This window comes from Nocardiopsis sp. NPDC006139 (assembly GCF_040614155.1).
GTDB classification, from domain to species: domain Bacteria; phylum Actinomycetota; class Actinomycetes; order Streptosporangiales; family Streptosporangiaceae; genus Nocardiopsis; species Nocardiopsis changdeensis.
In genome coordinates this window covers 32,261-49,229 of the sequence record NZ_JBEXTT010000025.1, presented here as the reverse complement: position 1 = coordinate 49,229, position 16,969 = coordinate 32,261, and the positions used below count along the sequence as shown (strand labels likewise).

Annotated in this window: 16 protein-coding genes, 1 tRNA gene and 1 pseudogene; 10 read left to right on the top strand and 8 right to left on the bottom strand. The window is 74.1% G+C overall.

Annotation, left to right across the window (positions count from 1 at the left end; all coding sequences use genetic code 11):
• Nucleotides 1–15 precede the first annotated feature (15 nt).
• A complete protein-coding gene (locus tag ABZ249_RS26995) occupies nt 16–180 on the bottom strand; it encodes a hypothetical protein (RefSeq protein ID WP_355268373.1) in 165 nt (54 codons plus the stop codon).
• A gap of 638 nt (nt 181–818) precedes the next feature.
• On the opposite strand from ABZ249_RS26995, the gene ABZ249_RS26990 reads away from it, so the two are divergent.
• The 3 genes from ABZ249_RS26990 to ABZ249_RS26980 all read left to right on the top strand — a co-directional run bounded on the left by ABZ249_RS26990 (nt 819) and on the right by ABZ249_RS26980 (nt 3,512).
• A complete protein-coding gene (locus ABZ249_RS26990) occupies nt 819–1,352 on the top strand; it encodes a hypothetical protein (protein ID WP_355268370.1) in 534 nt (177 codons plus the stop codon).
• Between the two features lie 2 nt (nt 1,353–1,354).
• Nucleotides 1,355–2,008 carry a hypothetical protein gene (locus ABZ249_RS26985; RefSeq protein WP_355268367.1) on the top strand — a complete coding sequence of 218 codons (654 nt, stop codon included), beginning with the start codon at nt 1,355–1,357 and terminating at the stop codon, nt 2,006–2,008.
• A 718-nt stretch (nt 2,009–2,726) separates the two neighbouring features.
• Nucleotides 2,727–3,512: a hypothetical protein gene (locus ABZ249_RS26980; protein ID WP_355268364.1), complete on the top strand. Its 786-nt coding sequence runs from the start codon at nt 2,727–2,729 to the stop codon at nt 3,510–3,512.
• Nucleotides 3,513–3,521: 9 nt separating this feature from the next.
• Here the strand turns inward: ABZ249_RS26980 and ABZ249_RS26975 are convergent, their stop codons facing one another.
• On the bottom strand, nt 3,522–4,832 hold the full coding sequence (locus ABZ249_RS26975) for a hypothetical protein (RefSeq protein ID WP_355268357.1): 1,311 nt from the start codon (nt 4,830–4,832) through the stop codon (nt 3,522–3,524).
• A 130-nt stretch (nt 4,833–4,962) separates the two neighbouring features.
• Here ABZ249_RS26975 and ABZ249_RS26970 point away from each other — a divergent pair, with 130 nt between their 5' ends.
• Nucleotides 4,963–5,448, top strand: a complete 486-nt coding sequence (locus ABZ249_RS26970; protein WP_355268354.1) for an NUDIX hydrolase — start codon at nt 4,963–4,965, stop codon at nt 5,446–5,448.
• Nucleotides 5,449–5,506: 58 nt separating this feature from the next.
• On the opposite strand, the gene ABZ249_RS26965 is transcribed toward ABZ249_RS26970, so the two are convergent.
• Nucleotides 5,507–7,141, bottom strand: coding sequence for a serine hydrolase domain-containing protein (locus tag ABZ249_RS26965; protein ID WP_355268351.1), 1,635 nt, complete (start codon nt 7,139–7,141; stop codon nt 5,507–5,509).
• 383 nt (nt 7,142–7,524) lie between these two features.
• Between ABZ249_RS26965 and ABZ249_RS26960 the strand changes: the two genes are divergently transcribed.
• Nucleotides 7,525–7,923, top strand: a complete 399-nt coding sequence (locus ABZ249_RS26960; protein ID WP_220564102.1) for a hypothetical protein — start codon at nt 7,525–7,527, stop codon at nt 7,921–7,923.
• 88 nt (nt 7,924–8,011) lie between these two features.
• On the top strand, nt 8,012–8,821 hold the full coding sequence (locus tag ABZ249_RS26955; protein WP_355268508.1) for a DUF2786 domain-containing protein: 810 nt from the start codon (nt 8,012–8,014) through the stop codon (nt 8,819–8,821).
• Between the two features lie 277 nt (nt 8,822–9,098).
• On the opposite strand, the gene dnaN is transcribed toward ABZ249_RS26955, so the two are convergent.
• Both dnaN and ABZ249_RS26945 read right to left on the bottom strand, forming a co-directional pair.
• Nucleotides 9,099–10,244 (bottom strand): DNA polymerase III subunit beta, encoded by a 1,146-nt coding sequence (dnaN, locus tag ABZ249_RS26950; protein WP_355268348.1) that lies wholly within the window; start codon nt 10,242–10,244, stop codon nt 9,099–9,101.
• A 137-nt stretch (nt 10,245–10,381) separates the two neighbouring features.
• The gene (locus ABZ249_RS26945) at nt 10,382–10,840 is read right to left on the bottom strand and encodes a DUF4442 domain-containing protein (RefSeq protein ID WP_355268505.1); all 459 of its coding nucleotides are present in this window, start codon (nt 10,838–10,840) and stop codon (nt 10,382–10,384) included.
• Nucleotides 10,841–10,971: 131 nt separating this feature from the next.
• Here ABZ249_RS26945 and ABZ249_RS26940 point away from each other — a divergent pair.
• The 3 genes and pseudogenes from ABZ249_RS26940 to ABZ249_RS26930 all read left to right on the top strand — a co-directional run bounded on the left by ABZ249_RS26940 (nt 10,972) and on the right by ABZ249_RS26930 (nt 12,089).
• Nucleotides 10,972–11,060: transfer RNA gene (locus ABZ249_RS26940), tRNA-Ser, on the top strand.
• 136 nt (nt 11,061–11,196) lie between these two features.
• Nucleotides 11,197–11,628 carry a hypothetical protein gene (locus ABZ249_RS26935; protein WP_355268345.1) on the top strand — a complete coding sequence of 144 codons (432 nt, stop codon included), beginning with the start codon at nt 11,197–11,199 and terminating at the stop codon, nt 11,626–11,628.
• A gap of 86 nt (nt 11,629–11,714) precedes the next feature.
• Nucleotides 11,715–12,089: pseudogene (locus tag ABZ249_RS26930) on the top strand (VOC family protein).
• Between the two features lie 81 nt (nt 12,090–12,170).
• On the opposite strand, the gene ABZ249_RS26925 reads toward ABZ249_RS26930, so the two are convergent.
• The 3 genes from ABZ249_RS26925 to ABZ249_RS26915 form a co-directional block, all read right to left on the bottom strand.
• On the bottom strand, nt 12,171–13,094 hold the full coding sequence (locus tag ABZ249_RS26925; RefSeq protein WP_355268342.1) for a universal stress protein: 924 nt from the start codon (nt 13,092–13,094) through the stop codon (nt 12,171–12,173).
• Between the two features lie 73 nt (nt 13,095–13,167).
• A complete protein-coding gene (locus ABZ249_RS26920) occupies nt 13,168–14,085 on the bottom strand; it encodes a universal stress protein (RefSeq protein WP_355268339.1) in 918 nt (305 codons plus the stop codon).
• A gap of 60 nt (nt 14,086–14,145) precedes the next feature.
• On the bottom strand, nt 14,146–15,798 hold the full coding sequence (locus tag ABZ249_RS26915) for a MinD/ParA family protein (RefSeq protein WP_355268336.1): 1,653 nt from the start codon (nt 15,796–15,798) through the stop codon (nt 14,146–14,148).
• A gap of 188 nt (nt 15,799–15,986) precedes the next feature.
• Here ABZ249_RS26915 and ABZ249_RS26910 point away from each other — a divergent pair, with 188 nt between their 5' ends.
• On the top strand, nt 15,987–16,961 hold the full coding sequence (locus ABZ249_RS26910) for an NAD(P)H-quinone oxidoreductase (RefSeq protein WP_355268333.1): 975 nt from the start codon (nt 15,987–15,989) through the stop codon (nt 16,959–16,961).
• Nucleotides 16,962–16,969 lie beyond the last annotated feature (8 nt).

Sequence of the window (16,969 nt, the reverse complement as noted above, 5' to 3'; positions counted from 1 at the left end):
GGCTACAGCGGGCTGTTACTTCTCCTCGGCGGGCTTCTCCTCGGCGGGCACGCCCTCCTCCGGGTGCTCGGCGGGCACCGGCTTCACCGGCTCCGGCTCGGGCTCCCGGTAGGGCTGCATCTTGGCCTCGGGCATCGCGTCGGCCACGATCTCCTCGAAGCGGTCATCGAGAGTCAGCATCTGGGGGACTCGCACTCCTCGTCTCACCGCACTCGTGTAGAGCCGCAAGGTGGCCCTACGTCGCCTGCGAACCATCACGGACTTCACCGCCCTTCTGGGCGGACGGGCCACCCGTGGCGGACTCCGCCTCAGGGAACGCCACGGGTGGCATGTGTCCAACGAACGACGATCCGGTCGGGAGGTTCGCGAGCCGTCCTCTCGCGGCGACCGGTCGTGCCGAACGCCTTCGACACTAGAGAGATCCTCTTCCAGGCCGCTTTCAGTCCACTTACAGCCCTGAAAGGGGCCGGAGCCGGGGGCTCGGGAAACGACGCAGTGTGGAATGGACGTGCACCCGGGGTGACACATTCGCCTTTTCCGATACCCGGGCGGACACCGGGCAAACAGGAATCCGATCGCCATTCACGGCCCTGTTTCCCCCCTCCCCCACGGGGTTCGGGCCCGGTGGGCGGGGTGCCCCGTGCCGTCCCCCGTGCGGGGAGTGGACCCAGGTGACGGTGTGACCTCTTCCGGCCGTTTACGGCGAGTCAGGAGGGTTTGCGCCTACACTGCGGCGCGTGGCCCATCACGCCCATCTGGACGAAACCCCCGGTCGCCCCAACCCCCTCCTCCCCGGCGACCGTGTTCAGCGTGCCGCGGTGATCTCCGTCGGGGCCGCCGTCGTGGCGGTCGCCGTGCTGGGCCTGTACCTGTTCGGCGGACTCGACGCGGCCACTCCCACCCCGGAGCCGCCCGGCACCCGGCTGCGCAACGTGCTGTACGAGATCACCCCCCACGAGGCGGCGCCGGCCTCCGACGAGGTGGAGGGCGCCGTCGTCCAGGTCCTCGTGGACGTGGAGCTGCACGGCTCCGACCTGCCGGTGCCGATGTTCGACATCGGCTCGACCATGGACGTGCGGCTGTTCCCCGGCGACCACCGGGTGAAGCACCCCGACCTGACCCTGACCCGCTACCCCCAGGGCGTCACCACCCGGCTGCAGCCGCACATGCGCGAGGAGGCCCTGCTCAGCTGGCCCCTGCCCGACGGCGTCTCCCCCGACGAGGTGGACACGGTCCGGATCACGGTGCGCCAGGCGGAGAAGCTCGTCACGACGGGCGGCGGCGGGTTCTTCTGGACCCCGATCGCCGGCTCCAGCGTCGGAACGGTCGACCTGCCGATCGGGGAGGGCTGACCGTGCCCCCGCAGTCCCGTCCCGGCTTCGGGCGCCGCGCCCTGAACCTCGTGCTGTGCCTCGGCCTGATCGCCGCGATCTTCTTCGTCCAGCGCTTCATCGTCGCCAACGACGCGCTGGTGGACCCCGTCGCGACCGCGGGGGCACAGGGGTCGGTGGTGTCCAGCCGCGCGTTCGAGGCCGAGGTGACCGGGGTGGACGTCACCTCCGAGATCGAGGTGACCGGCAGCGTCGTCGGCGACGCCGAGAAGATCCCCGCCAACGGCGTGTGGGTGGTCGTGTGGGCGCGGGTGACCGCCCTGGAGGACACGATGCACGGGGTCTCGGCGGAACTGCGGATGGCCGACGGCGTGGTGTACGAGGAGCGGGGCTGGTTCTGGGCGTCGCTGGACCGGGGGACCTTCTCCCCCGCGATCCCGCAGCGGGGCGCGTTCGTGTTCGAGGTGCCCCCGGACCGCCTGGACGGGCCGACGCTGGTGCTCACGCACCGGCCCGGGTACGAGGAGCGGCTGTCCTCGCGGGTGGAGGTCGCCCTGGACGGGGTCGACGCCGAACCGGGCCCCGAAGCGGTGGTGCTGACCGGGCCCGAGATCGACATGTCCGGGGACGGCCCGGGCGGAGACGACGCAGGGGAGGCCGCGGATGCGTCCGAATGAGCCCGGAGACCCCCGGGACCCCCGCGGGTCCGACAGGCCCGGCGGGCCCCGGCGCGGCGACGCGCCGCGGGAGGGCGGGCCGCCGGCGTCGCCGTACCGTGTGCCCGGACCGCCGTCCGGCCCGCCCCCGGCGGGCCGGGCCGACGGATACGGCCGCTACCCCGGGGAGCCTCCCGGAACGCCGGAGCAGCGGATCCCCCGGCGCCCCGTGCGCCAGCGGCCGGGGCCGGTGGACCGGTCCGCGGGCTCCGAGGGGTTCGGCGGCGCACCGGGGCGGCCGCCCCAGGACCCGCGCGACCCCGTGAACGGCGGGGCGTACCGGCGGCAGGACCCGCAGCAGGGGCCCCGGCAGGGTCCGCGCCCGGGCCGCCGCCGGGCTCCGGGGCCCCCGGACGGGCCCGGGCCCGGAACTCAGCCGGGCGGGGGACAGCCGCCGCAGGACGCTCGGGCGGGACGCCGCCGGGCGCCGCAGGGGCCCGGGGCCGACGGGTATCCGGGAGGCGGGCCGCCCGCCGAGCCGCGGCAGGGGCCGCGGGCCGGACGGCGCAGGGCGCCGGGTCCGCCGGACGCGCCGGCTCCCTCGCCCCGTCCCGCCGGAGGGCACCCTCCTCAGGAACCGCGCGGCGGGCACCGCCGGGCACCGCGGCGTCCCGGGGACGGGACGCCCGCCGAGGCGTACCCGCCGGGACCGCCCGGCCGCCGGACTCCCCCGGGGCCCGTGGACGGCGCGCGGCCCCCGGTCGGCGGGCCCCCGCCCCGGGGTCCCGTCGGCGGGCCGTTCGACGGCCCCCGCCCCGGACCGTTCCGGGGCCCGGAGGCGTTCGCGGGGGCGCACGGCGGGCCCCCGGGCGCCTTCGGCGAGCCCGACCCCCCGCCCACCGGGGCCAGGGGCAAGGCCGTCCGGCACGCCCGGCCGCTGTGGAAGCGCCTGCACCTGCCCTACGCGGCGGTGCTGGTGCTGCTGTTCCCGGTCATGCTGGTCTGGCCCTACACGACCGAGGTGCGCGACGGGACCGAGGCCGGGCTGATCCCGCCCGAGCCGAGGCCCGTGGACGTCGGCGACACCGCAGACCTCGCGGGCAGCCGGTGGCGGGTCACCGGGTACATCACCGGGTTCCTGGGAGGCTCCGAGCCGCCGCCCGAGGGGCTGGAGATCCTCGACGTCGGCTTCCGCGTCACCCCCGGTGACGCTGAGGCCGCCGAACTGCTGCGGAACAGCTGCGCGTTCCGCGCCGTGGACGGGCGGGGCCGCTCCTGGGAGCGCACGCACCTGTTCTCCATGCGCGACTTCGGCGAGGAGGCGGGCGACGGGGCCTACGGCTGCACCACGGGCGAGGGCGAGACCATCGCCCCCGGTCAGGAGCAGTCCATCATCCTGTCGTTCCTGGTGCCCGAGGACGTGGTCGGGGACCTCCGCTACGAGGTCACCGTCGACACCTCCGCGGACCCCGAACGGCCCCGGCCCGACGCCCTGGTCTTCGAGGCCGAGGAGCTGGAGGAGTAGCCGGACGGGTCAGCCGGCGTGGCGGGAGCCGCCGGAGGGGGCGTGCGTCGCCACCCGGCGCACCCGGCGGCCGACGCTGTCCTCCTCCGCCTTGCGCAGCGCGACCTCGAAGGCCGCCGCCAGCAGGCACACCCGCAGCAGCATGTGCAGGGAGCCGATCACGAAGTCGATCGGCTGGAGCAGCGGCCACCACTCGGCGTGCAGCGGGCCGGGGCCCGCCAGGACGAACACCAGCCGGTGCAGCTGTGTGAACGCGACCTCCAGCAGCACGAAGCACAGGGAGTACGACAGGTAGAACACCGGGCCCACGCGCAGGACGAAGCGCAGCGCGTGCAGGCAGGGGTAGATCTGCTCCTTGAGGTCGTTGCGGACGAACCGGTCGAGGAAGCGGCCGGTGCCGGCCAGCCGGTTGACCGCCCGGTCCAGGCCGTTGCGGACACGGTGCTCCTCGAAGACGCTGTCGTGGTCGTCGACCTGGGCGCGGTAGACGACCGCAGCGATCGTCAGCCACAGCAGCGGGCCCACGAACCCCGTCGAGACCGCCTTCCACGCCTTGGCCCACCACACCGGGATGCGGGCGTAGAGCTCGGGCTGGCCGACCAGTGCGCCGGCCCCGTTCAACAGGTCCTTGGCCCCGGTCTGCATCTCCACCCAGAAGACCCGGCCGGTCACCCAGGCCTCCGCCTGGGTGATCGCCATGCCCAGGGAGAACAGGAACATGAACACCCACACGCCCTCGAACAGGGCGGTGAGCATGCCCAGGAGGGCGCTGTGCCCCTTGCGGTAGAAGTGCGAGCAGAGCTTGCGCAGCAGCCACGCGGAGACGGCGACGATGAGCGGCAGCCCGTACCAGGGCACGTTGACGGGCGCCTGGAACGCCTCCAGGCCGCCGGTGTTGAGCAGGGCGATGCTGTACATGTCGTACTGCTCGCGGATCAGGCCCCAGGCGGCGTAGAACAGGAGGAACGGCAGGATCGCCAGGGCGACCCCGTCCACCACGCGGCGCTCGCGTTCGACGAACCCGCGCTGCCGGTCCTCCCGGACCACCTCCGAGCGCAGCTCGGAGTCGATCACGGGCAGCCCCGGGCGCAGCAGCTGGAACATGATCACGAACGTCACGAGGGTGACCAGCAGGGTCAGGCCCAGGCCCGTCAGGGAGAGCGTCTGCTCGACGTCGGCCAGGCGCACCAGGCCGCGCATCAGCACCGCGTGCACGAGCATGCCGACGGTGTGGACGCACAGGAGGGGGACCCAGTAGCGTGCGGCCAGGCCGAGCGCGTACACGGGCAACAGGGCTGCGGAAGTCGTCGAGCGGGCCATCGGTTCTCAGAAGGGTAGAGGGTAGGGAACGGAGGGACCGCGACGAGGTGCGGCTTTCCGTGTCCGGCCCCCGGTCGCGGACGGTGGTCGGCGCGCGGGGGCGGGACGCGTGGGAATTCAGGAGGGCTTGATGGAGGACGGCGACGGCAACGGCTGGGTGCACCTGCCGGACGGGTCCAGGCGCTGGGGAGTCTACGGTGCCGCGGGGCTGTTGTTGTACGGAACCGACATGGCCGGAACCGGACACGTGCTGCTCCAGCACCGGGCCGAGTGGACGCACATGGGCGGCATGTGGGGGATCCCCGGCGGTGCGCGCAACCGGGACGAGACACCGCTGGAGGCCGCGGTGCGGGAGTTCCGCGAGGAGATCTCCGGCGACCTGGGCGGGTACACGGTGGTGGGAACGCACGAGCACGACCTGGCGGTGTGGCGGTACGACACGTTCCTGTTGAGCGTGCCGGAGCTGGCCCCCTTCTCCCCCGCCAACTCGGAGAGCATCGAGGTCCGGTGGGTCCCGGTGACGGCGGCGGAGGCGCTGCCGCTGCTGCCCGCGTTCCGGACGGCGTGGCCGGCCCTGGTGGCGGACCTGCAGAGGTCGGTGGAGACGGCGGGCTGACGCCGGCGGCGCCGGGCCCCGCGCGGGGATTCCGGGCCGGGGGTTTCCGAGGCCGTCCTCAGCCGTCGGTGCGCACGCCCGCGGCCGACGACCGTCCCGGGTCCCCGGGTCGGCCCGGCCCCGCCGGCGCGGCGAGGCGCGCGAGCCGGGCCGCGAGCACCGCGCAGCAGCCCAGGGAGCACACGACCAGCGCCGCCCAGAACGCGGGGAACAGGTAGGGCGGCTGGAACCAGGCCATGTCGCGCCCCTGGTACAGCCATCCGAGCACCTCGTGCAGGGTCACGGCCGAGACCGGCGGCAGGGCGTACGGCAGCAGGCGCGCCGCCGTCGCCCACCGCGCCCGGCCCGAGCGCGCGAGCGCCCATCCGCCCGCCCTGCGCACCCCGCGGACGCTGAGCGGGACGGTCGCGGCGGCCAGGAGGAGCAGGACCGCGTCGGTCCGCGCCGCCCACGCCCCCTCGGCCCCGGGCCGCTCCGGGGCCGCGCCGGAGTCCACGAGTTCGACGAGCGCGTCGGCCAGCCCGCTCGCCCCCGCGCCGGAGGTGCCGGTGTTGGCCATGACGGCGATGCCGTGCCCGCTGTCGGGCAGCAGGGCCTGGTGGGAGGTGGCGGTCATGATCTGCCCGCTGTGCTCCACGACCCGCGCGCCCGACGCGGTCCGCCCCAGCGACCACCCCAGCGCGTAGGAGCCGGACGCCTCGGAGGGGGTGTGCAGCGCCTCGAAGCCCTCGGGGGACAGCAGGCCCGTCTCCGCCCCGTCCGGCCCGCGGCCCCCTTCCGTGTGGGCGGTGAGCCAGGCCCCCATGTCCTCGGCGGTGCTGACGACCCCGCCGGAGCCGTTCCCGAACCCGGGCGGCTCGTCCGCGGGCAGGGCCAGGCCGAGCACGACGATGTGGCCCCGGGCGCCGGCGGGCAGGTCCAGGTCCGTGTCGATCGTCGTGGTGGCGTCCATGCCGAGCGGGGCGAACACCTCCTCCCTCAGGTGGTCGGCGAAGGGCCGACCGCCGACCACCTCGACCAGGCGGGCGGCGACCTGGTAGTTCGGGTTGTGGTACTCCCAGCGGGTGCCGGGCTCGGCCGCCAGGCGGGCGCCGCGCAGGTCGGCCACCGACTCGCGCAGGGTGAGGGTCTCCCGGCCCCGGCTGTAGGAGGCGAACTCGGCGTCGGACATGCCGGAGGTCTGGTCGAGCAGCTGGCGCACGGTGATCCGCTCCGCGCGGGGGTCGGCCATCGTGAACTCGGGCAGGTGCTCGCGCACCGGGTCGTCCAGGTCCAGTTCCCCCGCTTCGGCCAGTCGGAGGACCGCCAGCGCGGTGAACGACTTGCTGACCGACGCCATGGCCATGGGCGTGCCGCCGGTGACCGGGGCGCCGTCCGGGGTGGTGCCGTAACCGCCGACGTGCACGATGTCCGTGCCGTGGGTCAGCACCACCGCCGCCCCGGGCAGGCCGGTCGCCTCCCGGTAGTCCTCCACCAGGGCGTCGACGGCCTCCGGAGAAGGGGTGGCCGGGCCCGCCCCGGCGGGGGAAGGCGGGGCGAAGGCGACCGCCGCGGCCGCCGAGGGGGCCGCGGACAGGAGCAGCAGCGCACAGGCCCCGAGCAGCGCCGACGCGCCGCGGAGGGCGCGGGCGGGGCCGCCCCGGTGGGCCGGGCGGACGGGGTGGGCGGGGCGGGCGGGCGCGGGGAGGGTCATACGGAGAACGCTAGGCACCCGGCGCGCTCCCGCCCATGGTGCGCTCCACCCGGTCCTGCTGGGGTACTCCTCAGGGTGTGCGGTCCGGACCGCGGCGGGAGACCGTCCGGCGGACGGGGCCCGTAGGAGACGGCGGGCGGCCGGCGCGAAGGCGGACCGGCGGTGCCGTGCCGGGCCGGGCACTCCCGGGGCCGGCCGTTCGTTGACCGTTCGTGGTCCGCGCTCTCCCGGACATCCACAGGCCGCACCCGCGGGGTGCGGCCGCGGACACTCCGGGGTAAGTCAGGGATGTGCCCTGATGTGCGCGCGGACCGGGGCAATGCATGCTGGTGGAGACGGCCCGTCCGGAGCGGTCGTCACGCGAACGGACTGGAGCGGTGGACATGACGCTGGAGCGCGGTAACGCATTCACTCCCGTCGCCTCGGCGACGATGATCTGGCCCTGGACGACGTCTGTGCTGGGCGGCGCCGCTGGCGGCGCCCTCTTCTTCCTGCTCAACCTGGGCGGCGGGCTGCTCCCCGCCGTCATGTCGGGCCTGGGCGCGGCCGTGATCTTCTTCTCCCTCGTCGGCGGCGTCGGCGGCGTGATCAGCAAGAAGTCCGACCGGCGCGGCCGCCGCTACGCGGCCAACTACCCCTTCCGCTACGCGGCCGTGCCGGCCGTCGTGGGCGGTGTGGGCTACGGGATCCTCTCCCTGAGCCTGTTCGGCGGCCTGTTCGCCGCCCTGGCGATCTGGGCGACGGTCGGCGTGATCGCGATGGTACTCGGCGACAAGAAGTAGGCTCGGTGTTTTCCGCCCAGTCGCGGAAGAAGGAGAACACACCTACGGGAGCAACCGGGCGCCGATGACTGAAGCAGCTCGTCAGAAGATGGTCGAGCGGGTCCGAGGGCTCCTCCGCATGGCGGAGGACCCCTCGGTCACCGATGCCGAGAGCCAGGCGTTCACCGCCAAGGCCGCCGAGCTGATGACCCGCCATGCGATCGCGGAGGCCGAGGCCCGCGCGGAGCGGGGCGAGGAACCCGACGCGATCGGGCGCATGGACTACACGGTGTCCGGGGTGGGCGGCCACGGCAAGGCCCGGGTCCGGGCGCTGGCCGACATCGCCGCCGCCTACGGGTGCCAGTCGGCGGTCCGGGGCAACTCCTCGGAGAACACCGACCGGATCCTCATCCTGGTGGGGACCGCGAGCGCGCTGGACGCGCTGCGCATGCTCATGCCGTCGATCTCCATGCAGATGGAGTCGTCGGCGAAGTTCATGAGCTCGGGGCACGTGGCCGACATCCGGGAGCTGCGCAACTACACGCGGTCCGAGCTGGAGACCGAGCGCAAGCGGTACTACCGGTCGTTCGTGCGGGCCTACGGGCAGGCGGTGGCCGAGCGCATCCGCGAGTTCCGGCGCCGGCTTCAGGAGATGTCGCGCCCGACCGGCGCGGGCGGCGGTTCCGCCGAGGGCGGGGCGGCGCCCTCCCGGGGTGCGGAGCTGGTGCTGCGCGCCGATGTGCACCGGGTCCAGGAGGAGTTCCAGAAGCAGTTCCCGCAGCTGCGCAAGCACCGGCCCGAACGGACGCACAGCGCGGCCGGGGCCAGGGCGGGGTACCAGCGGGGACGGCAGGCGCAGCTCGGCCTGGAGACGTCCGTAACCGGTGGGGGTTCGTCCACTCTGCCCGCTGGTGAGTGACAGAACCCGGTCCAACCGGCTCAAGTGAATTGCCCCGTTTTGTACGTTTTCCGACCTCAAAAAGAGGCCGATCCCGCGAAGTTTTCCACAGGCTGTGCACAGAATCGCCGCCGAAGTCGTTCTTGCACGTCAAAGCGGAAATGCGAGAGCACATCAGGGGCGATTCGGGTCCTCCCGGGACCGATCACCCCGGGTTATCCACAGGCTGGGCGCCACCCTGTGGAAAACCTTGTGGATAACTCGGCGGCAAGCTGTGGATAAGGCCCGAATCCCCTGATCAGGACACCCGCAACGGCTGTACCAGATACCGGAAGGACGGTGCCTCGCCCTCCTTCGCAGGGACATCGGTGAACACGGCGGGTTTCGTCGGCTCCGTGAAGTTCAGGTGGGCGGAGTCGGTCGCGATCGCCGACAGGCCGTCCATCAGGTAGTCGGGGCGGAACGCCACCCGCAGCGGGTCGCCCTGGTAGTCCACGGCGATCGCCTCCACCGCCTGGGCGTCCTCGCCCGAGCCCGCCTCCAGCGTCACCTCGCCCTCGGTGAACACCAGCCGCAGCGGGGTGTGCCGGTCGGCCACCAGCGCCACCCGCTTCACCGCCTCCGTCAGCGGCGCCACCGCCACCTCGGCCCGCGAGGAGAACTCCGCGGGGAACCAGGAGGCGTACTTGACGAAGTCGCTGTCGATCAGCCGGGTGGTGCTGCGCCGGTCCCCGTTCTCGAAGCCGATCGCGCCCTCCCCCGGCGCCAGGCCGCCGGCCCCGCCCGGCGACAGCGCGACCTCCACGTTGGAGCCGCCGATGACGCCCCGCACCATGTCGTGCAGGGTGCGCGCGGGCACCAGCGCGGAGGTGTCGACCGCCGGGTCCTGCGGCTTCCACCACAGGTCGCGGACCGCGATGCGGTAGCGGTCGGTCGCCACCACGCTCAGCGTGTCGCCGGTGAAGTCGAGGTAGGCGCCGGTCAGCATCGGCAGCGTGTCGTCGCGGCTCGCCGCGGGGGTGACCTGGCGGACCGCCTCGGCGAAGGTGTCCGCGGGCACCGAGCCGATGCGCTCGGGCATGCCGGGCAGGGTGGGGTAGTCCTCCAGCGGCATGGTGATGAGGGTGAACCGGGCGGCGCCGCCGCTGATCCGCACCTTGGCTCCGTCGGTGTCGATGTGCACCGAGCCGCCGGGCAGGTTGCGCACGATCTCGGCGAGCAGCCGGCCGGGGACCAGCACCGCGCCGGCCTCCTCCGCCAGCACCTCAACCGAGGAGCGGGCCGAGACCTCGTAGTCGAACCCGGACAGGTGCAGGGCGGAACCGCCGTCGGGGACCTCCAGGCGCATCCCGGCCAGCACCGGCACCGCCGGGCGGTTCGGCAGGGCGCGCGCCGTCCAGGCGACGGCCTCGGCGAACGCGTCGCGGTCCACACGGAGTTTCACGATCTCTGCCTCCTCGTCGGCGTGGTCAGGGTCAACCTACCCAGCGGTGCCGACAAATCGACGGGCCCCGGGCGGCCCCGCGGAACGGGGTGCGACCAGGGCCGATCGTGTTCAGGATGTGGCTGTGGGGGCGGGTGTCACCGGCGGTTCGGCTTCAGGGTCCAGGTGATGGTCATCTTGCCGGTGACGGTGCCGTCGGCCATGCTGATCTCGACGTCGATGGGGAACTCGGGGCGCTGACCGCCGTCGAGCTCGGCGACGACCTCGTCCCGCGGGCGGCCCAGCACGGCCTCGGCGGTCATGTCGCCGGTGGCCATCTTGAGGAAGTGGATCTCGGCCTTGGTGGGCAGCGGCAGCGCGCGGTCCATGGTGTCGCCGAAGGTGCCGATGATGATGGCGCCCGAGGCGGACTCGGCCAGGGTGAACATCGCCCCGGCGTGCGCGCCGCCGATGTGGTTGTGGTGCTCGGGCCTGTCCGGCAGGTTCATCACCGCCCGGCCGAAGTCGAGGGACTCGAACGACAGGCCGAGCGTGCGGGCGAAGGGCACCGCGGCCAGGAAACCGGACTTGACCATCTCCGCCGTCTCGGCGTTCATGTTTGCCATGCCCCGAATGTTACTCGCGAGTAACCGAAATGCGCCACTCGTCGCACGGCGACTTCCCCGGCCCGCGCGTACCGGCGGGGCATGTCGGCTACGATGACTCGCGGAGACCCGCGGGGTCGCCGGGAGGGTTCGCATAGCGGCCGAGTGCAGTGCTCTTGAAAAGCACCAAGTCCTTGACGGGGCTTCGTGGGTTCAAATCCCACACCCTCCGCGGTGGCGAAGGGCCGCCCGCTCGACGAGCGGGCGGCCCTTCGTGTTCGGCGGGGCCGGGAGCCGGGTGCGCGGACCGGCGGCGTCCGGCCGGGCGGGGCGGCGGGGGCGTCGGGGGGACCGGCTAGGGTCGCGCCATGACCAGGTTCAAGGACTTCAACTTCAAGCTCGCCGTCGTCGAGCAGCTCATGTACACCGACGAGGTGCTGACGCCCGCCTACAGCCTCGCCGCCGTCCTCGAGGAGCAGGGCCTGGGCGCCGACCCCTGGGACTGGGCGTACAACAACGGTCTCGCCTACAAGGTCGTCCCGCAGTCACGGGAGTTCTTCGAGCGGTTGGAGATCAGTGACGAGCTCCTCGCCGGCGTGGAGGAGCTGTGCCTGGACGGCGGGAACCAGGTCTACCAGGAGTGCGCCCCCGTCTGGGACGGTGAGGACAACCTGTTCGCCATCGCCTCGCTGGAGGACCTCGACCTGCTGCCGAATCTCAAGCGCGTGGAGTTCGCCGAGGCTCTCAACGAGGAGCTGCAGGAGGTCCTGCGGGCCCGCGGGATCGAGATCGACGACTGAGGCCGGACCCCGGCGGCGGGCGCCCGGTCCCCGGCCGCGCCGCGGAAAGGGCTTGGCCCCCGAGGGGGCCGTGAAAGGCTGCCGTCATGATCGGACGGCTGCACACATTCGTCTACGACTGCCCCGACCCCGAGAGGCTGGCGGGGTTCTACTCGGAGCTGCTGGGGCGGCCCGTCACCCTGCGGGACGAGGGGTGGGTGGTCATCGGCGACCGGGAGCAGTGGCCGGTGCTCGCGTTCCAGCCGGCGGAGGGGCTCAAGGAGCCCCGGTGGCCGGATCCGGAGCGGCCGCAGCAGGCCCACATGGACATCTGAGTGGAGGACATCGACACGGCGGAGCAGCGGGTGCTGGAGATGGGCGCGACGCTGCTGCGCACCGAGGAGAACGGGACCGGCGTGTGGTTCCGGGTGTACTCGGACCCCGCCGGGCACCCCTTCTGCCTGGAGTACGAGGCCCGGTAGCGCCGGAGACACGGGGCTCGGAGCGCCGACCGCCGCGCGGAAGCGGCGGCCCCGGCGGGGCGTTCCCGCCGGGGCGTGCGCTCAGTCCTCGTCGGCGTGCCTGGGGAGCACGATCACCGGGATCTCGGAGTGGTGGAGCACCCCCTGGCTGACCGAGCCCAGGAGCAGGCCCCGGACGGTGCCGCGGCCGCGCGAGCCGACGACGATCGCGTCCGCGCCCTCGGCGGCCTCCAGGATGGCGTTCACGGGCCCGTTCTGGGTGCGCACCACGGTGACGTCGATGTTCACGTCGTCGCGCTGCTCGTCGATGGCCTCCGCGAGCAGTTCGGCGACCAGCTCCTCGGACTGCTTCTCGAACAGGTCCTCCTGGGGCTGGTAGCCCGCCGCGGTCATCGCCACCGGGTCGTACGGGTAGGGCACCTCCCAGCTGTGCACCACGACCAGTTCGCCCTCGGTCTCGGCGGTCAGGGCGACCGCCAGGCCCAGGGCGCGGCGGCCGTTGCGGGACCCGTCGACGCCGACCACGATCCGCTTCAGCCCCGTGGTCGCGGGCCCGCCCCCCTGCGAGGGCACCACCACGACCGGGCAGGGCGCCTGGGCGGCCACCCGGATGCTCACGGAGCCGACGAACATCGACTTGACGGTGCCCATCCCCCGGGTGCCCACCACCAGGAGGTCGTGCCGGTGGCTCTGGCGCAGCAGAGCCAGCGGCGCCTCCTCCAGGGCGGTGACGGTCTCGGTGCGCACGTCCGGCCGCCCCTCGGCCACGTGCGCCACCGCGTCCTGGAGCACCTCGGTGGCCTGCCCCTGGATCTCCTCGGTCGGTTCGAACCGGGCGGGGCCGCCGTACGCGGACACGATCAGCGGCATGCCCAGGGCGTGCACGATCCGCAGCGGCACCCCCCGGCGGTCCGCCTCGGCCGCGGCCCACTCCAGGGCGGCCTGCCCGTTGTCCGATCCGTCGATGCCCACCACCACGCGCGGTGTGCGGTCCTCGTTCACCATGTGACAACCCCCTCTAGGCACCCATCATCACCGAGTACACCCCATGGGCCCCGGAACGGCACAGGGCGCAAGGTCACCGGTTCGGGGGACGTCCGTCGGCCCCGTCCGAACCCGGGGGCAGGACGGCCACCGGGATCCCCGCGTCGTGGAGCACCCCCTGGCTGACCGAGCCCAGGACCAGGCCGCGCACTCCGCCGCGGCCGCGCGAGCCGACGACGACCATGTCGGCGTCCGCGCCCGCGTCGAGCAGCGCCCGGACCGGGTCGGCCCGCACGCGCACGGCGCTGATGTCGAGGTGTCCGGTGCGCTCGTCCACGACGTCGGCGAGCACCCCGTCGACGACCTCATCCGGCCGCCGGTCGGGCGCCTCGTCGCCGGTCGCCGCGTCGGCGGCGGGCGCGTCCTCCCCCAGCGCGTGAACCAGGACCACGGAGGCGTCGGTGGCCAGCGCCTCCTCCAGGGCGAAGCGCAGGGCCCGCCGCGAGGACGGCGAGCCGTCCACCCCGACCACGACGCGTCCGCGGTACCCGCGGGGCTCGGCGTCGGGGACGACCACGACCGGGCAGGGCGCGTGCGCGGAGGTGCGCACGCCGATGGAGCCGAGCATGATGGCGCGCACCGAACCGAGCCCCCGCGACCCGACCGCGATGACGTCGCCGCGGCGGGCCTCCTCCAACAGGACGGCCGGGGCGTCCGCGACCGCCAGGACGGTGATCACCTCGACGTCGGGGCGGGCGCGGCGGGCGTACTCGGCGCTCTCGGTGAGCAGCTCGTGCGCCGAGGCGCGCGCCTCGCCCGCCGACCCGCGCCCCGCGGTCCCTCGGCCCACGGCGGCGGCGCCGACGACCGCCTCCGGGCCCAGCCCGTGCACGATGCGCAGCTGGACCCGGCGCCGCGCGGCCGCCCCGACCGCCCACGCCAGTGCGGCACGGGCGCCGGACGTGCCGTCCACTCCCACGACCACCGCCGGCGGACGCTTCCGTTCGCTCATCCTTCGACCCCCCTCTTCCCGGTTCATTGTCGGTAAGGGGGGCCGTCAATCCTCGGACCGTCACCCGTGGCGGGCGAATCCCTCCCCGACGGTGGCGGCGAGCCGCAGGTAGGCGTCGCGGGTGGCGGGTGCGAGCCGGTCGAGGTCCACCTCGGCGCCCTCCTCCAGGTGGCCGTCCCAGGGGACGCGGACCACGGCGCGGCAGCGGGCGGCGAAGTGGCCTTCGAGGCGGTCGAGGTCCACGCTGCTCTTGCTGTCGGAGCGCACCATGGACAGTACGACGGTCGCGTCGCGCACCAGCCCCTCGTGGCCGTGCGCCTCCAGCCAGTCGAGGGTGGCGCTGGCGCTGCGCGCCCCGTCCACGGACGCGGAGCTCACCAGGACGACCTGGTCGGCCAGGCCCAGGACGCCGCGCATGGCGGCGTGCAGCAGCCCGGTCCCGCAGTCGGTGATGCAGATGGAGTAGAAGTGCTCGACGATCCGGGCCACCTCCCGGTAGTCCTCGTCGCCGAACGCCTCGGACACGGCCGGGTCGCGGTCGGAGGCGAGGATCTCCAGGCGGCTGGGCGCCTGGGAGGTGAACCCGCGGATGTCGGCGTAGCGGGACACGAGGTGGCGCTCGTTGAGGAGGTCGCGGATGGTCGCCGCGGTCTCCAGGCGCACCTTGTCGGAGAGGGTCCCCCGGTCGGGGTTGGCGTCCACGGCCAGCACCCGGTCGCCGCGCAGGGAGGCCAGGGTGGCACCGAGGGCGACCGTGGTGGTGGTCTTGCCGACCCCGCCCTTGAGGCTGAGGACGGCGACCCGGTGGTGGCCGGTGGCGACGGGGGTGCAGGCGCGGGCGATGAGTTCGCGCCGGCGCAGCACCTTGGGCGACTCGCCGGGGTTGATGAGCCCCAGGGTGGCGGTGTGCACGGCGCGCCGCCACCCGCCGCTGGGACCCTGGTGCCGGTTGCGGACCAGGGTGGCGGCGTTGAGGGAGTCGGAGGTCTGCCGCTCCCCGGTCATCCCCGGCACCGGCGGGGTCGGCGGCACCCCGGGCAGCGGGGACGCCTGCGCCGCAGGCCCCGGGGCGGCCGGGGGCTGCGGGACCCCGGTCCCGGTGAAGGGGGACGCGGCGACGGGGGGAGCGGCGGCCGGGTCCCGGCCCTCCGCGGGCCCCGCGGGCCCCGCCTGCGGCGCCGGCGGAGCGGGCGGCTCCGGGTCCGCGGCGCCCGCCTCCAGCGGCGGCAGCTGTTCGGGTTCGGGGACGTCGGCGTCGCGGCGCAGGTCGCGCGGGGCCAGCGGGTCGGCCCCGCCGTCCGGACCGGGGTGCGCGGGCCGTCGCAGCGGGCGGGCCGGACGCTCGCGTATGCGCGGCATCAGCCGGACGGTGTCGGACCGCACCTCGTCCTCGCCGTCGTCGTCATCGTCGTCCGCCGCAGCCGCCCCGAAGGCCCCGTCCGCCCCGGTGGCCCCGTCCGCCTCTACGGGAGGGGGCGGCGCCGGGGCCATCGGGGTCTCCAGCGGGATCGGGGCCGCGTAGGGCGGCGGAGGCGGCGCGTCGCCGCCGAACCACTGCTCGCGCGGCGAGGGCGCGGCGGGCCTGCGCGAGGCGATCTCGGTGACGGGGGCCCCGGCCTCGTCGGGCCCGTCCTCCGCACGCCGCCACGGGGACACCTCCGACTCCTCGGACACCGAGCCTGCGTCCGTCCCGTTCTGATCCTGGTGTGACACCGGAGTTCTCCTGCGTGAAGGGGGTGTACTGCGGAGGGAGAGGGGTACCCCGCCGGGGAGCGGGGGTCGCTCCCTGGGTTCACTCTTACCCGCCGCGGCCCGCCGAAGCATCCCCCATCCCTTCTCGAACACGATCCACTTCCGGCCACCGCCGGGAACCGGCCGCCGCAGCGGATACGGTCGTTCCCATGCACGCGATCCTTATCACCGAACCGGGCGGACCCGAGGTCCTGGCCTGGTCCCAGGTCCCCGATCCCGTCCCCGGCGACGGGGAGGTCCTCGTCGACGTGGCCGCCACCGCGGTCAACCGCGCCGACGTCGCCCAACGGCAGGGCACCTACCCGCCGCCGCCGGGGGCGTCCGAATACCCGGGGCTGGAGTGCTCCGGAACCATCCTGGAACTGGGCCCGGGCACCGAGGGCTCCGGCTGGGCGGTGGGCGACCGGGTGTGCGCCCTGCTGTCCGGCGGCGGCTACGCCGAGAAGGTGGCCGTGCCGGTCGGCCAGCTGCTCCCGATCCCCGCGGGTGTGGACCTGGTCGAGGCCGCGGCCCTGCCCGAGGTCGCCTGCACGGTGTGGTCGAACCTGGTCATGGTGGGCGGTCTGCGCAGCGGCGAGACCGTGCTCCTGCACGGCGGCGGCAGCGGCATCGGCACGTTCGCGATCCAGTTCGCCCGCGCCCTGGGGGCCCGGGTGGCCGTCACCGCGGGCAGCCCGGAGAAGCTGGCGGCCTGCCGGGAGCTGGGCGCGGAGATCACCATCGACCACCGCACCGAGGACTTCGCCGCCCGGATGCGCGAGGCCGGGGGCGCCGACCTGATCCTCGACATCATCGGCGGCTCCTACCTCGACGCCAACCTGCGCTCCCTGACCACAGGCGGCCGCCTCGTGATCATCGGGCTGATGGGCGGCCGCTCCGGCGAGGCCGACCTGGGCCGCATGCTCGCCAAGCGCCTCTCCCTGCACGCCACGACCCTGCGCTCGCGCCCCGGGGACGAGAAGTCGGCCATCGTCGCGGGAGTACTGGAGCAGGTATGGCCGTTGGTAGAACAAGGAGCCATCCGCCCCGTCGTGGACCGCGTCCTACCGATGCGGAACGCGGCGGAGGCGCACGACGTCATGGAATCGAGCGCGCACACCGGCAAGATCCTGCTCACCCGCTGACGGGCGCG

Excerpts from the sequence above, each read along its gene's own strand:
- ABZ249_RS26995 (WP_355268373.1), bottom strand. The coding sequence starts at position 180 with ATGCTGACTCTCGATGACCGCTTCGAGGAGATCGTGGCCGACGCGATG.
- ABZ249_RS26975 (WP_355268357.1), bottom strand. The coding sequence starts at position 4,832 with ATGGCCCGCTCGACGACTTCCGCAGCCCTGTTGCCCGTGTACGCGCTC.
- ABZ249_RS26970 (WP_355268354.1), top strand. The coding sequence starts at position 4,963 with ATGGAGGACGGCGACGGCAACGGCTGGGTGCACCTGCCGGACGGGTCC.
- ABZ249_RS26965 (WP_355268351.1), bottom strand. The coding sequence starts at position 7,141 with ATGACCCTCCCCGCGCCCGCCCGCCCCGCCCACCCCGTCCGCCCGGCC.
- ABZ249_RS26960 (WP_220564102.1), top strand. The coding sequence starts at position 7,525 with ATGACGCTGGAGCGCGGTAACGCATTCACTCCCGTCGCCTCGGCGACG.
- ABZ249_RS26955 (WP_355268508.1), top strand. The coding sequence starts at position 8,012 with ATGGTCGAGCGGGTCCGAGGGCTCCTCCGCATGGCGGAGGACCCCTCG.
- ABZ249_RS26945 (WP_355268505.1), bottom strand. The coding sequence starts at position 10,840 with ATGAACGCCGAGACGGCGGAGATGGTCAAGTCCGGTTTCCTGGCCGCG.
- ABZ249_RS26935 (WP_355268345.1), top strand. The coding sequence starts at position 11,197 with ATGACCAGGTTCAAGGACTTCAACTTCAAGCTCGCCGTCGTCGAGCAG.
- ABZ249_RS26925 (WP_355268342.1), bottom strand. The coding sequence starts at position 13,094 with ATGGTGAACGAGGACCGCACACCGCGCGTGGTGGTGGGCATCGACGGA.
- ABZ249_RS26920 (WP_355268339.1), bottom strand. The coding sequence starts at position 14,085 with ATGAGCGAACGGAAGCGTCCGCCGGCGGTGGTCGTGGGAGTGGACGGC.
- ABZ249_RS26910 (WP_355268333.1), top strand. The coding sequence starts at position 15,987 with ATGCACGCGATCCTTATCACCGAACCGGGCGGACCCGAGGTCCTGGCC.